Annotated in this window: 10 protein-coding genes; 1 reads left to right on the top strand and 9 read right to left on the bottom strand. The window is 63.6% G+C overall.

From position 1 onward, the window contains the following. Positions 1-7: 7 nt before the first annotated feature. From GUY30_RS07170 to GUY30_RS07145, 6 genes are all read right to left on the bottom strand, one after another. Positions 8-1,330: a PIG-L family deacetylase gene (locus tag GUY30_RS07170; protein WP_167195600.1), complete on the bottom strand. Its 1,323-nt coding sequence runs from the start codon at positions 1,328-1,330 to the stop codon at positions 8-10. Positions 1,331-1,382: 52 nt separating this feature from the next. Beyond that, positions 1,383-3,293: a translational GTPase TypA gene (gene typA / locus GUY30_RS07165; RefSeq protein WP_167195597.1), complete on the bottom strand. Its 1,911-nt coding sequence runs from the start codon at positions 3,291-3,293 to the stop codon at positions 1,383-1,385. 106 nt (positions 3,294-3,399) lie between these two features. Next, complete coding sequence (locus GUY30_RS07160) at positions 3,400-5,322, bottom strand: ABC transporter ATP-binding protein (protein ID WP_167195594.1); 1,923 nt, start codon at positions 5,320-5,322, stop codon at positions 3,400-3,402. Further along, entirely contained in the window at positions 5,322-6,353 is a 1,032-nt protein-coding gene (locus GUY30_RS07155; protein ID WP_167195591.1) for an ABC transporter permease, read from the bottom strand. Before GUY30_RS07155 ends, GUY30_RS07160 begins: the two co-directional genes overlap by 1 nt. Beyond that, entirely contained in the window at positions 6,350-7,894 is a 1,545-nt protein-coding gene (locus GUY30_RS07150) for an ABC transporter permease (protein ID WP_167195588.1), read from the bottom strand. The genes GUY30_RS07155 and GUY30_RS07150 overlap by 4 nt, the downstream gene beginning before the upstream one ends. 104 nt (positions 7,895-7,998) lie before the next feature. Beyond that, entirely contained in the window at positions 7,999-9,804 is a 1,806-nt protein-coding gene (locus GUY30_RS07145; RefSeq protein WP_167195584.1) for an ABC transporter family substrate-binding protein, read from the bottom strand. Positions 9,805-10,063: 259 nt separating this feature from the next. Between GUY30_RS07145 and GUY30_RS07140 the strand changes: the two genes are divergently transcribed. After that, the gene (locus GUY30_RS07140; RefSeq protein WP_167195582.1) at positions 10,064-10,648 is read left to right on the top strand and encodes a hypothetical protein; all 585 of its coding nucleotides are present in this window, start codon (positions 10,064-10,066) and stop codon (positions 10,646-10,648) included. A 102-nt stretch (positions 10,649-10,750) separates the two neighbouring features. Here the strand turns inward: GUY30_RS07140 and GUY30_RS07135 are convergent, their stop codons facing one another. From GUY30_RS07135 to GUY30_RS07125, 3 genes are read right to left on the bottom strand one after another with little or no spacing between them, the layout of a single operon-like run. Beyond that, positions 10,751-11,404 carry an MBL fold metallo-hydrolase gene (locus GUY30_RS07135; RefSeq protein ID WP_228281790.1) on the bottom strand — a complete coding sequence of 218 codons (654 nt, stop codon included), beginning with the start codon at positions 11,402-11,404 and terminating at the stop codon, positions 10,751-10,753. Positions 11,405-11,453: 49 nt separating this feature from the next. Beyond that, complete coding sequence (locus tag GUY30_RS07130) at positions 11,454-12,524, bottom strand: NADH:flavin oxidoreductase/NADH oxidase (protein WP_167195576.1); 1,071 nt, start codon at positions 12,522-12,524, stop codon at positions 11,454-11,456. A gap of 28 nt (positions 12,525-12,552) precedes the next feature. Beyond that, positions 12,553-14,238: an SLC13 family permease gene (locus GUY30_RS07125; RefSeq protein WP_167195573.1), complete on the bottom strand. Its 1,686-nt coding sequence runs from the start codon at positions 14,236-14,238 to the stop codon at positions 12,553-12,555. Positions 14,239-14,294: the final 56 nt, after the last annotated feature.

Here is a 14,294-nt window from a genome sequence, read left to right as displayed (position 1 = left end):
CACGAGTCTAGCGAGTGCGATCGTGCCCGCGCACGTTGATGAAGGAGAAAATGGCGGCCAGGACCATCGGTCCGAGCAGCCACACAACGGAACGCAGCAGTCCGGTGACGATCATATCGGCCCCGGGCAGCCACGTCGGCTGGCCGAAGACGAAGGACAGTACGGCGATGATCACGGCGGCGACCAGCATCGGGGCGCTGCTGCGATACATCGTCTTCAGGTGCCACAGCCCCGCCGCGGCCAGCGCCAGGGCCAGCACGAGCCCCCACGGCAGGATGATCGGGGTCTCACCGAGGTTGATCACCGTGACGTTGAGGTGCTGCATGGTGCCGAGGAAGGCGATGAGCAGACCGAGCACAGCGGAGTGGAGGTAGGCGAAGATTCCGGGTTTGCGCGGTTCACGACGACGTCGCAGAGGCGCGGCCGCCGCCGCATTCTCCTGCGTCTCCACTGCTGCAATGTCGAGACCGGTGAGCACGTGCGGGGCCGGTCCGGCGCTGAGGATCTCGGGCGGGATCGCGGTCCCGGCGCCGATGGAGAAGAATTCGCGGTCGCCGATCCTCTGACCGACGCCGTTGGACAGAGCGAAGAAGTCGCCGGACACGCTCACCTGGGTGCGGTGGGCCTCCAGGGCTGCCCGTTTCGCCGGCAGCACCGCGGTGATGTCCTGATCGATGACGATCTGACCGACCGGAGGTTTGGCCGGGATCGTTTCGGCTGCGGCGAAACCGGTCTCAGCGAAACCGTTCTGGTTCGGGTCGAACGAACGGCGGGCCACCTCGGTGGGGGTGTCGACATAGAGGAGCCGACCGGTCCGCCATTCGGCGAGATCGAATGCCATCGTCGTGGCCTCATGCACCCGAACATGGTCCGGGTGACCGTATCCCCCATTGGCGGCGTAGGTGATGACCGCGTGCGGTTCGAGGGCATCGATGACGGCGGCGATATGCCTGGCCACCGTCGTGACATCGGTCGCGCACAGGGCATTGTCGCTCATCGACGAAGCCGGCCGGGCGTGCCCGTCCGGTCCCCATTCCATTCCCGAATCCTCGAAGGTGCGGGTGGTCCCGCCGAGGAAGGTGTGCATGCGCGCCCCGAGCGCACGCATCGCCTCGGCGATCTCCTGCTCCCGGACCCGGGCGAGACCGGGGCGGTCGCCTTCGAGCTGCTTCAGGTCTGCGGGGATGACCTCGCCGCCCTCACCGCGGGTGGCGGTGAGCACCATGACCTCGGCACCCTCGGAGACCAATGCGGCGATCGTGCCGCCCGTCGTGATCGTCTCATCGTCGGGATGAGCGTGCACGAGGAGGACGCGTGGCGTAACAGTCATTGGTTCCTGGGTGCTCGAGGTCATTCGGTGCTGCCGGGTCCGGGGGTCCGGCTCAGGCGTTCTGGCGACGCAGCTTCGCGTAGAGCTTGGCGCGCTCCTTCTGATCGAGTTCGACCTTGCGGATGCGGATGGCACCCGGGGTGACCTCGACGCATTCGTCCTCACGGGCGAATTCGAGGCTCTCCTCGAGGGTCAGCTTGCGCGGCGGGGTGAGGTTCTCGAAGCTGTCAGCCGATGCCGAACGCATGTTCGTCAGCTTCTTCTCTTTCGTGATGTTGACGTCCATGTCGTCGGCGCGCGAGTTCTCGCCGACGATCTGGCCCTCGTAGACCTCGGAGGTTGGTTCGACGAAGAAGGTTCCGCGGTCCTGCAGGTTGATCATCGCATACGGAGTCACTGCACCGGCACGGTCGGCCACGAGAGATCCGTTGATGCGGAACTCGATGTTGCCGGCCCACGGTCCGTATCCGGCCGAGATCGTGTTCGCGATTCCGGTGCCGCGGGTCTCGGTGAGGAACCGTGTGCGGAAGCCGATGAGGCCGCGGGCGGGAACTTTGAACTCCATCCGCACCCAGCCGGTGCCGTGGTTCGTCATGGTCGACATGACGCCCTTGCGGGCAGCCAGCAGCTGGGTCACGGCGCCGAGGTAGTCCTCCGGAACGTCGATCGTGAGCTCTTCGAAGGGCTCGTGGACCTTGCCGTCGACCTGCTTGGTCACAACCTGGGGTTTGCCGACCGTGAGCTCGAATCCCTCACGGCGCATCTGCTCGACGAGAATGGCCAGAGCCAGCTCACCGCGACCCTGGACCTCCCAGGCGTCGGGACGTTCGGTCGGGACGACCTTGAGGGACACGTTGCCGACGAGCTCCTGGTCGAGGCGGTCCTTGACCATTCGGGCGGTGACCTTCGTATTCTTCTCACGGCCGGCCAGCGGGGAGGTGTTGATGCCGATCGTCATCGAGATCGCCGGATCGTCGATGATGATCGCCGGCATCGGCTTCGGGGTGTTGATGTCGGTGAGCGTGTCACCGATCATGATGTCGGGGATGCCTGCGACGGCGACGATGTCACCGGCCGAAGCCTCCGTGGCGGGCACTCGGTCGAGGCCCTGGGTCTCGAGCAGTTCGGTGATCTTCACCGAGCTGATCTCGTCACCGCGAGCCCACGCGACCTGCTGGCCCTTCTTCAGCGTGCCGCCGAAGATGCGCAGCAGCGCCAGACGGCCGAGGAACGGCGAGGCGTCGAGGTTCGTGACATGGGCCTGGAGGATGCCGTCGGAGTTGATCTCCGGTGCCGGAATCGTCTCGAGGATCGTCTTGAACAGCGGCTCGAGGTCGGGGTTGTCCGGGACCGCTCCATCGGCGGGCTGTTCGAGGGAGGCGGCACCTGCCTTCGCGGCGGCGAAGACGACGGGCACGTCGAGGACGGAATCGACGTCGAGGTCCGGGACTTCATCGGCGAGGTCGGAGGCCAGTCCCAGGAGCAGGTCCTGGGCTTCCTCGACGACTCCGTCGATTCGAGCATCGGCGCGGTCCGTCTTGTTGATCACGAGGATCACGGGCAGCTTCGCAGCCAGCGCCTTGCGCAGGACGAAGCGGGTCTGCGGCAGCGGACCTTCGGAGGCGTCGACGAGGAGGACGACGCCGTCGACCATCGACAGTCCGCGTTCGACCTCTCCGCCGAAGTCGGCGTGGCCCGGGGTGTCGATGACGTTGATGACGATGGGTTCATCGCCGGCGGAGGGCCCGTTGTAGAGGACCGAGGTGTTCTTCGCGAGAATGGTGATTCCCTTCTCGCGTTCGAGGTCGCCTGAATCCATGACGCGTTCGGCGAAGTCGCCGTGTTCGCTGAACACACCGGTCTGCCGGAGCATGGCATCGACCAGAGTGGTCTTACCGTGGTCGACGTGTGCGACGATTGCTACGTTTCGGCGGTTTTCCCGTCGTGTGATGGCTTCAGTCATCAAGAACCTTTTTGAGATAGAGAGATCGGTCCAGCCCGGACCCAACAGACAATTATACGGCCACCCGCACGCTCTCGCGTGCAGGTGGCCGTCAGCTTGGGCGAAGTCAGGCGTTCATCGTGGCTTCGAGAACCGCGTCCCTGGCCTCCCGACGCTTGCGCTGCTCCTTCGGATCCGGAACCGGAACCGCCGACAGCAGTCGCTGTGTGTACGGGTGGACGGGGTTCGCCACGACCTGCGAGGACTTGCCGATCTCGACGAGGTAGCCGTGGCGCATCACCGCGATGCGCTCGGCGATGCGCTCGACCACGGCGAGGTCGTGGCTGATGAACAGGCACGCAAAGCCGTATTCCTTCTGCAGACCTTCGAACAGGTCGAGGACCTTCGCCTGCACGGACACGTCGAGCGCCGAGGTCGGCTCATCGGCGATGAGCAGCTTCGGTCGCAGAGTCAGAGCACGGGCGATGCCGATGCGCTGGCGCTGACCGCCGGAGAGCTCATGCGGATAGCGGTTGCGCATGGAGGTCGGCAGTTCGACCGCGGTCAGCAGTTCCTCGACTCGCTTGCTCAGCTGCGGCCCCTTCATCCCCTCATGGAGGTAGAGAGGCTCTCCGATCGACTCCCCGACCGGCAGTCGCGGGTTGAGCGAGGAACCGGGATCCTGGAACACGATTCCGACTTCCTTGCGCAGGGGCCGCATCTGCTTGTTGCTCAGGCCTTTGATGCTCGTGCCGTTGACGACCATGTCGCCTTTGACGGTGGGCAGCAGCCCCAGAGCGGCACGCCCGATCGTCGTCTTACCCGAACCGGACTCCCCCACCAGGCCCACGACTTCGCCGGGAGCGATCATGAGATTGATGTGATGAGCGGCGCGGAAGGCCTTCTTCCGGCCGATCGCGGGGTACTCGATCGCGGCATCGCGCAGCTGCAGAGCAGAGGGCTTCGAGAAGTCCGCCTGCGAACCGGGATGGTAGTACGTCTCCGTGGAGTCCATCTCGATCTTGGGGCGATCCTGCTCGTTCGCCTGGGCTCGCGCCTCGGCCAAGGCCATATCGGCGGCACCGGCCTCGGAGAGGCCATCGCCACCACCGCCGGCTTCGGACAGCCCGACCGGGTCGGAAGCGTGCGACGCCTGATCGAAGGTGATATCGGACAGCGAGGCTTCGACATCGCCGACGCTGCCGCCGAATGCTTCACTGTCGGTTCCCGCACCGAGGTGGGGCACAGCCTCGAGGAGCTGCTTCGTGTACGGGTGCTGCGGGTTGTAGAAGATCTCCTCCGCAGTTCCCGATTCGACCACCTTGCCGGCGCGCATGACGATGATGCAGTCGGCCATATCCGCCACCACACCCATATCGTGGGTGATGAGGATGATTCCGGCGTCGAGCTTGTGCTTGAGCTCGCGCATGAGCTTGAGGATCTCGGCCTGCACCGTGACGTCGAGAGCCGTGGTCGGCTCATCGGCGATGAGCAGCTTCGGCTGACAGGCGAGAGCCTGCGCGATCATGATGCGCTGGCGCTGACCGCCCGAGAGCTGGTGCGGGAACGAATGGAACCGGTCCTCCGGATCCGGGATCTCGACGAGCCGCATGAGCTCGAGTGCCCGCTCCTTGGCTTCGTTGGGACCGATGTCGAGGTGGACGCGCAGCGTCTCCACGATCTGGTAGCCGGCGGTGTAGACCGGGTTGAGCGCAGTCATCGGCTCCTGGAAGATCACGGAGATGTCGTTGCCGCGCACCGCCTGCATCTTCTCCGGCGGCATCCCGATGAGCTCACGCCCATTGAGCTTCGCCGAGCCGGTGGCCCGTCCGTTGGTCGGCAGGAGGCCGAGCAGAGACATACTCGACTGGGACTTACCGGAACCGGATTCGCCGACGATCGCCAGCACCTCGCCGGCGTTGACCGTGTAGTCGAGGTGCTCGGCGGCCATCCACCATTCGTCGCTGACCCAGAACTGGACTCCGAGGTCGTTGACCTCGAGGATCGGAGAGCCCTTCTTCGGCTGGACGTCTGTCTTCTTCTCAGCCATCACTTGGCCTCCTTCTGTGCCATGCGCTCGGCCTTCTTCATCTTCCTCCAGCTCGGGATGGTCTTCATCCGCGGGTCGAACGCGTCGCGCAGACCGTCGCCGATGAAGTTCACGCACAGAGCGATGACGATGATGAACAGACCGGGCCACCAGAACAGCCACGGGCGGGTGGCGAAGGAGGTCTGGTATTCGCTGATGAGCTGACCGAGCGAGATGCCGGGCGGCTTGATGCCGAAGCCGAGGTAGCTCAGGGAGGCTTCGAGGACGATCGCCTGGCTCATGATCAGTGTCGTGTTGACGATGATGACGCCCATGGCGTTGGGCAGCATGTGCTTGAACATGATCCGGAAGTCGCTGGCACCGGCCACTCGGGCCGAATCGACGAATTCGCGTTCGCGCAGGGACATGAAGTCACCGCGGACGAGACGTGCGAGACCGACCCAGAGGATACAGCCCAGTGCCACACCGAGCAGCGGACCATTCGCTCCGCCGACGAGGACGCCGAGGATCGATCCGACGACGATGACCGGGAGGATGACGAAGCCGTCGGTGATGCGCATGAGCACCGAGTCGATCCAGCCGCGGTAGTAGCCCGCGAGGGCGCCGACGACTGTGCCGATGATGAGGCACACGATGCCGATGATGAACATGACGACGAGGGAGATCTGGGTCCCCTTCATCACTCGGGCGAAGTTGTCACGACCGATCTCATCCTGACCGAACGGATGATCGCCGAGCGAGAACGGGTTCGCAAACGACCAGGTCGGGGCGCCTCCGGGATTGACCACCGGCCCGGAGGCCGTGTGGGTGAACTTCCACCAGCCGGGAATGCCTGCGAAGCCCAGCGCGCTGAAGGCGAAGATCGCCACGAGCAGAAGGACGACGATGGAGATCATCGCACCTTTGTGACGGAGGAACTTGCGCAGGACGATCTTGCCCTGGGACAGTCCTTCGGTCTCTTTCGACTCGATCGCATTGTCCCCGACTTCGTCGAGAGCGAGAGCGTTCTGTTTGTCGTTGTTGGTACTCATGCGTTCACTCGGATTCTCGGGTCGAGGACGGCGTAGAGGAAGTCCGCGACCAGGTTGGCGATGATGGCGAGCAGGCCTGTGATGAGGATGTAGGCCATGACCGGGTCGAGCTCTGCCTGCCTCAGCGAGTCGATGAAGAGCTTGCCCATGCCGTTCCAGCCGAAGATCGTCTCCGTGATGACGGCGCCGCCGATCATCGTGATGATGTCGACAGGGATGATCGAGGCCAGCGGCAGCAGCGCATTGCGCAGTGCGTGGCGCATGATCACCGTACGTTCGTTGAGGCCCTTGGCTCGTGCCGTGCGGATGTAGTCCTGCCCCATGACCTCGAGCATCGAACCGCGGGTGTAGCGGGTGTACGAGGCGAAGGAGATGAGGACCAGGGCGATCGACGGCAGCAGGAGGTGGGTGAACGAGTCGAGGTTCGTGATCCAGAAGTCACCGTCGATGTTCGGCGCCGAAGCGCCGATCGTCGCGATCGGGCGATTGTTGATGGCCGGGTCGTCCGAATACTCCTGCCACCCCTGTAGTACGCGGTCGGCGAAGATGAGCACTGCCACGATGATGGCGGTGAAGCTCGTCGTGCGTGCGGTGTCCCAGGGATCCGGTCCCCGGAATGCCAGTCCGACGCCGATGGCGACCGCGATCGCCACGATGAAGAGCCCGAACATCCACAGCCAGTTCATGTCGAAGTAGTAGAAGAGGTTCATCAGGGGCCAGTAGAGCAGCGCGCCGATGACCACTGTGGTCAGCGAGGCATAGAGCACGCGGCGGTTCTTCAGTCCCGTCGACAGGTACGTCATGACGATGGCCGCACCGGCGCCGATGACGACCACGCCGAGAAGGCCGATGGTCGGCTGCTGCATCCAGCCGCTGGCGAGGATGTAGTAGATCGTGCCGAAGGTGATGAGCGCGGCAGCGGCGAAGGTGATGGCTCGACGCTTCGCGCTGCCTCCGAGCGCACCCATCCAGAACAGGCCCATGGCCACACAGCCGATGATGATCGGCCACCAGGATTCCAGGGTCGGATCGTTGATGAAGTTGTTGATGTCGATCGCACCGTACTGCTTGAGCAGCACCGCCACCCAGAAGACGGGCAGCGAGTAGAGGAGGAAGGAGACGAAGGTGATGAAGTAGTCGAAGCCCGAGTACTGGCGGATGGCCGAGATCATGCCCACGGCGATGCCGAGGATGATGGCCACGATCGTCGAGGCGGTGATGAGCTTGATCGTGTTGATGATCGCGCCCTGCAGCTGTTCGGTGACTTCCTGGCCGGACTTCCAGGCGATGCCGAAGTCACATTGGCCGATGGCGCAGCCGCCGACGCCTGCCAACCACTTGAAGTAGCGGACGACTGCGGGAGTGTCGAGGTCGAGGAGTCGTCGACGCGACTCGTAGAGGGCCTCGATATTCGGTGAGGTGCTCGCGCGCAGGTCCCAGAAGAAGTCGAGCGCGACGTTGAGGAGCAGGTAGAGGACGAAGGTGACGACGAGGAGTACGAGCGCCGTCGACAGCAATCGTCGGAGGATGAATCTGATCATAATGGGGCTTCCGTTTCAATCTTCCGAAAACGCCACTGTGGGGATCACACAGTGATCCCCACAGAAGGCTTGGGTGGAGAAGAACCGATCGCGTCAGTCGCGAATCAGTTGACTTCCCACTCCCAGTAGTTCCAGAACATCGTCGGCGACACGGACGTCGACTTCACGTTCTTCACGCTGTCACGGTAGATCGTCAGTTCGGGGAACTGGAAGATCGGCGCACCGAATGCGTCCTCGGTCAGCTGCTTCTCCATGTCGATGAGAAGCTCCTGCTGCTCATCTTCCTTGGACACGAGCAGCTTGTCGAGGATCTTGTTCATCTCCTTGCTCGAGTAGCCGCCGTAGTTGTTCTGAGCGCCGGTGCGGAAGTTCGCATCGTTCTCCGTGACTCCGGTGCCTTCGGACTGCCAGCCGAACAGCGAGACATCGTAGGTGCCGTCGCCCAGGCGGGTGCCCCAATTGACGTCTCCGACGTCCTTGATTTTGAAGCCGGCTTTCTCGGCCGATTCCTTGATCAGCTGGAACTCCTGCTGACGACGCGAGTTCGTGTTGTCGTACATGACACGCACGGTCGGAGCGTCGACGCCCGCTTCCTCGAGCAGCTTCTTCGCGGCCGCGACGTCACCATCGGCGGCGTCTGCGACGCCGTTGACCTTGGTGATCGCGTCGTACATCGGCGAGCCGGGAACCTGCGAGTACGAATCGCGGGTGACGGCCTTGTCGTTGAGAGGCTTGATGATCTTCTCGACGATGTCCTCACGCGGCAGCGCCTTGAGGAACGCCTGACGGACCTTCTTCGCCGTCTCCTCGTCGCCACCGTGGGCAGCCGGGTCGAAGGGCCCCTTGTTGTTGAAGGTGAAGTCGACGTGCTCGTAGGTCGCACCATCGGCGGCGTCGACCGTGACGCCGTCGATCTTCTCGGCTGCGGAGAGGACGTCAGCGGTCGCCTGCGGCTGAGTCATGTCGACTTCGCCGTTCTCGATCGCCTGGATCATCGCCATCGGGTCACCGTTGTAGCGGACCGTGACGGTCTTGACCTTCGGCTTCACCGGCCCGGTGTAGTTGTCGTCGAGTTCGAGGGTGACGTACTGTCCCTCTTCGAACTTCGTCATCTTGTACGGACCGTTATGGACCAGCAGGTCCTTGTCCTTCGGCATCGACGTGAAGTCGAACCCGGTGTTCCAGGTGTTCGAGATCTTCGAGAGCTTCTCGGTGTCCTTGTCCTTGATTGCATCGAGGATCGCCTGCTTGCCCTCTTCGGCATCGTCGACCCCGAGTGCCTTCTTCGCCACGATATGGGCGGGCACACCGACGCCGTCGGCACCGGTGCCGAACTCGGTCTGCCAGTCAGCGTAGGGCTTCGAGTATTCGAGGGTGATCTCCTTCCCGTCTTCGGAGATCTCGGGGAACTTCTTGACCAGAGCCGAACCGGCGGTCGAGGAGTCGAAGTAGACGGTCTTCGCGTCGTTCTTCTTCACCGTTCCGTCGTCGTTGTTGTTGGATTCGACGGTGTTGAAGTTCGCCGAGGTGCCAGCCCAGGTCAGCGCCAGGTCAGCGGCGTCGACGGGGGTGCCGTCGGACCACTTGGCATCGTCGTTGAAGGTGTACTTGACCTTGAGCGGATCTTCCGAAACCTGCTCGACCTTGCCGAGCGCGCCTTCCTGAACCTCCAGGTTGTCGTCGTAGTACCCGAAGTTGTCATTCATCATGTAAGTGAGAATGGCGTTCGACGTCGCGTTGCCGTTTGCGGTCAGCGTGTTCATCGAACGGAAGGATTCGTTCCAACCGATGTTGACGGCGGTGTCATTCGATGCTTCATCGTCACTGCCTCCGCCAGGGGGTGTGCAGGCGGTGAGCACCATTGCAGCGGCAGCCACAGAGGCACCGGCCGCGAGGAAGCGCTTGTTCACGTTCTCTCCTTGTTGTTCTAGGGCGAGTCACCCTCGTTCTTACACTCCCAGACCGGAGTGCATTCCGGTCACATGCAGCGGGTCGGCAGAGACCGAAGCGCATGTGACCGCGTTCATGCTTTTCACATGGATTGCATCAAAGTTAATTCACGGGCGACTGTGACGGAGTCCACATAATGAGCAAATTTCCGAATCGTTACCGTTTCGAGACCAAGAGAACAGACAACTTTTGTTCAGTCTCAATGGATAGGATGATCAGGTGGCTGACAGTGAGATAGATCGCAATGAAACCGAGCCGACCGTCGTGCGGACGACGAGTTCGACGGCCCTCTTCTTCATCGTCGGCGGCCTCTGTGCCTTCGGTGTGCTCTCGATCGTGTTCGGCGATTTCACCCTGCGTGGTCTGGCCGCTGCGGGCATCCCGCTGGCCGTCGGCACCTTGGTCTTCGTCTTCTATCGCTATCCCCGTGTCGAGCTGCACAGACAGCAGCTCGTCCTGGTCAACCCTCTGCAGACCGTGACGATCCCGTGGAATCTCGTCGACGGCTTCGAGACGCACTTCGGTCTGAGTGTGCGCACTCATGAGAAGAAGTTCGCCTCATGGCCGCTGGCCGGCAAGGGCAAGAAATGGGAGAAGGATGAACAGGGCAGGCGTCAGCTCGTCGAGGATCCAAGCCCGGCCGTCGATGCCGTGCTCGATCGCTATGCGGCGCTCAGCGACGCAGAGCTGGCCAACCCCAGCGGACAGCGTGTCATCGAGACGAGATGGAACATCGGCATCATCGCCGTGGGTCTGCTCTCCATCGTCTGGGCGCTCATCGGCTTCGCGGCGCTGCCGAGCTGAGCAACGCGCCGAGCGTTTTCGCCCTCCGCTGAGCCCTCGCCCTCCGTTGAGCTGAGGACGGAATCGCGGCCACCAGCCCGTCAGGTGACGGCGGGGCGTCGGTCACCAGCCGCGTTCGCGCCATTCCCCCAGTTTCGGACGTTCCTCACCCAGGGCCGTCGAGTCCCCATGTCCGGGCAGAACGAGAGTTTCGTCCGGAAGTTCGCCGAAGACCCGCTCCTCGAGGTCGTCCATGAGAGAGGTGAAGTCCTCCGCTGACCAGGTCTTGCCCGGGCCGCCCGGAAACAGCGAGTCACCGGAGAACAGGATGGTCTGACCGCCGTCGCGCAGAAGCAGTGCGATCGAGCCGGGAGTGTGCCCGCGCAGTGCGATGGCTTGGAGGACGAACCCGCCGAAGTCCCCGACATCGAGGTGATCGACAGAGTGCGTGATCTCCACTCCTTCCGCCTCGGTGATGGCGGCCGCGTCCGCGGCACCGGCGATGGTCATCGCCTCCGGATAGTTCGCCGAGGTGGCCGGCAGCGCCCGAATATGATCCCAGTGCCGGTGCGTGGTGATGATCGCCCGCAGCGTCGGTTCGGCCTCCGTGTCCTCGGCTCCGGAGGCGACGAGCTCCGTGATCGCCTCGGCATCGTCTGCGGCATCGATGAGCACCTGGGAGCCCGTCTCCTTAGCTGTCAGCAGGTAGACGTTGTTTGCCATCTCCGAGACCGCGATAGAGCGGATGATGACGTGTTCGGTTTCGATCGTGTTCATGTCCATACTCCTCAATCTGTGCTGATATTGCCGACGGTTCAGTGACGGGTCACCAGGCGCCGCGGGTGTACTGCGGCGGATAGGGTCCGGGTTCGACTCCGAGGACGTGGGCGGCGCGCTGCGGCCACGAGGGTTCGCGCAGAGCGGCTCGAGCCATGAAGATCGCGTCGGCCTGTCCCGAGCTGAGGATCGTCTCGGCTTGCTTCGGATCCGTGATGAGTCCGACGGCTCCGGTCAAGGCTCCTTCGGCGCGGACCGCTGCGGCCAGGGACACCTGGTAGCCGGGGCCGATGGGGATCCGCACCGGATAGTTGCCGCCCGAGGAGACGTCGATGAGGTCGACTCCGGCCTCCGACAGCGCACGGCTGACCTCTGCGGCTTCGGCGATGTCGAAACCGCCGTCTGTCCATTCGCTTGCCGAGATGCGCACGAAGACGGGCACATTCTCGCCGACCTCAGCGCGCACGGCCGTATAGACCTCGTGGAGCAGTCGGGACCGGCCGGCGAGATCGCCGCCGTATTCGTCGCTGCGCTGGTTCGACAGTGGTGACAGGAAGGAATGGAGCAGATAGCCATGGGCGGCATGGAGCTCGACGAGGTCGAACCCTGCGTCGATCGAACGGCGAGCCGCGGCTGCGAAGGCCGCGACCACCTCGGCGATGTCGCCCTTCGTCATCTCCACGGGCTCGGCCAGCTGCGGATAGGCGATGGGGCTCGCGCCGAGCGTCGGCCATCCTCCATCGGATTCGGGGACGCTGCCCTTCGGCTCACCTGTGAAGGGGCGATAGGTGCTGGCCTTGCGGCCGGCGTGCGCGAGCTGGATGCCGATCACGCTGCCCTGGGAATGGACGAAGTCGACGACCGCCGACCATGATTCGGCCTGATCGTCGTTCCAGATCCCAGCGTCCTGCGGTGAGATGCGTCCTTCGGGGACGACTGCGGAGGCTTCCGTGAGGATGAGCCCGAATCCGCCCTGCGCTCGGGCACCGAGGTGGACGAGATGCCAAGGGCCGGGCATTCCGTCTTCGGCTTCGCAGGAGTACTGGCACATCGGTGCCAGCCAGATGCGATTGGGAATCTCTGTACCACGCAGGGTCAGCGGTTCGAACAGCTCAGTCATGACATCAGTCTGCCAGTTCCGCCCGAGTTCAGACAGTGATACCGAATACCGGAACGGCGAGCAGATATACCGTGGCAGTGACGAGCACGATGCCGATGACATTAAGCCACAGCCCGCCCTTGACCATCTGAGCCACGGTGACATAGCCGGAACCGAAGGCGACCGCATTGGGCGGGGTCGCCACCGGCAACATGAACGCGCATGTCGCGGCCAGGGCGACGGGAATCGTCAGCAGCAGCGGGTCGAGGTCGAGTCCCATGGCCACTCCCCCGACGACGGGGACGAACGTCGCCGCCGTCGCGGTGTTCGAGGTCAGCTCGGTGAGGAAGAGGATGATAGCGGCGAAGATGGCGACGACGAGGACCCTCGGCAGAACGCCGAGGCCGCTCGTTGTCGTACCGATCCATTCGGTCAGACCCGACTCAGAGAACTGAGCGGAGAGAGCGAGTCCGCCGCCGAAGAGCAGGAGGACTCCCCAGGGCAGCTTCTCTGCGGTGTCCCAGTCGAGGAGGCGCACGCCGCGGTTCGCCCCACCGGGGATGAGGAAGAGCAGGAGGCCCACGGCCATGGCGATGCCTTCGTCGCTGATCGGCGGTTCCTCGAAGATCAGCGGCAGTGAGATCCAGCTGACGGCGGCGAGGACGAACATCGCGAGCACGAGCTTCTCACCGGTGGACATGGGGCCGAGTTTGGCCAGTTCCTCACGGATGAGTTCACGTCCGCCGGGAATCCTGTCGATCTCCGGTTTGAACAGCACCTTGACCAGCAGGAACCAGGCGATGGCCATCATCACCACTGCCAGCGGCACACCCACGATCATCCACTGACCGAAACCGATGGAGATGTCGTGGTTGTCCTTGAGATAGCCGACGAGGAAGAGATTGGGAGGAGTGCCGATGATCGTGCCCAACGAGCCGATCGACGCGGAGTAGGCGATTCCGAGCATGAGGGCGGTGCCGAAATTCGATTTCACAACGGCGCCGATGCCGGTGTCATCGCCGCTGTCGCTGGGGTCCCCGGCTGCACCGTCGACGCCGTCCCGGCCGGCAGCATCCCGGCCGGCAGCATCCCGACCTGCATCGTCCCGGCTTGCCGCGTCCCGGCTTGCCGCGTCGTGGCCCGCACCGTCGTTGATGGCCGTGCCGATCACCTTCGACACGATCATGAGCACGGACATTCCGATCGGCAGCATCATCACCGCGGTCGCCGTGTTCGAGACCCACATCGAGATGAACCCGGTGGCGATCATGAATCCGGCGATCATCGGTCCCGGTCGGTCACCCATGATGCTCAGCGTTACGAGTGCGATGCGACGGTGCAGATTCCATCGCTGCATGGCCAAGGCGATGAGGAAGCCGCCGAGGAAGAGGAAGATGATCGGATTTCCATATGAGGCACCGACCGTCTCCATCTCGACGTCGGTTCCGAGGACGGGGAACGCCACGAGCGGGACGAGGGACGTCGCTGCGATCGGCAGTGCTTCCGTCATCCACCAGACCGCCATGAGCACTGCGACCGCTGCGGTCAGTTTGGCAGCGTGCTCGACACCGGCGGGCATGATCGCATAGATCAGCGTGGAGAAGATGAGGCCGAGCAGGAAACCGGTCCACCGGATTCGCAGTGTGGAGCGACTGATGCCGGGTTCTCGCTCCCCGGGAGATCGCATGCCGATCTCAGTGGATGTGAACTCAGCGGAATTCGGGCGCGGGGACATTCTCACTCCTCATCGAGCAGGTGTGCCTGTGCTAACGCTCAGCATACTCCAGATGT

Origin of the sequence: Brevibacterium pigmentatum (assembly GCF_011617465.1) — a bacterium.
In the GTDB taxonomy this organism is placed as follows: domain Bacteria; phylum Actinomycetota; class Actinomycetes; order Actinomycetales; family Brevibacteriaceae; genus Brevibacterium; species Brevibacterium pigmentatum.
The sequence above is the reverse complement of the archived record's forward strand: the minus strand, read 5'-3'. Positions and strand labels throughout refer to the sequence as shown.

Bases quoted from the DNA above. Each gene is read 5' to 3' on its own strand.
- GUY30_RS07160 (WP_167195594.1), bottom strand. From the start codon at position 5,322: ATGGCTGAGAAGAAGACAGACGTCCAGCCGAAGAAGGGCTCTCCGATC.
- GUY30_RS07170 (WP_167195600.1), bottom strand. From the start codon at position 1,330: ATGACTGTTACGCCACGCGTCCTCCTCGTGCACGCTCATCCCGACGAT.
- GUY30_RS07135 (WP_228281790.1), bottom strand. From the start codon at position 11,404: ATGAACACGATCGAAACCGAACACGTCATCATCCGCTCTATCGCGGTC.
- GUY30_RS07130 (WP_167195576.1), bottom strand. From the start codon at position 12,524: ATGACTGAGCTGTTCGAACCGCTGACCCTGCGTGGTACAGAGATTCCC.
- typA (WP_167195597.1), bottom strand. From the start codon at position 3,293: ATGACTGAAGCCATCACACGACGGGAAAACCGCCGAAACGTAGCAATC.
- GUY30_RS07155 (WP_167195591.1), bottom strand. From the start codon at position 6,353: ATGAGTACCAACAACGACAAACAGAACGCTCTCGCTCTCGACGAAGTC.
- GUY30_RS07125 (WP_167195573.1), bottom strand. From the start codon at position 14,238: ATGTCCCCGCGCCCGAATTCCGCTGAGTTCACATCCACTGAGATCGGC.
- GUY30_RS07150 (WP_167195588.1), bottom strand. From the start codon at position 7,894: ATGATCAGATTCATCCTCCGACGATTGCTGTCGACGGCGCTCGTACTC.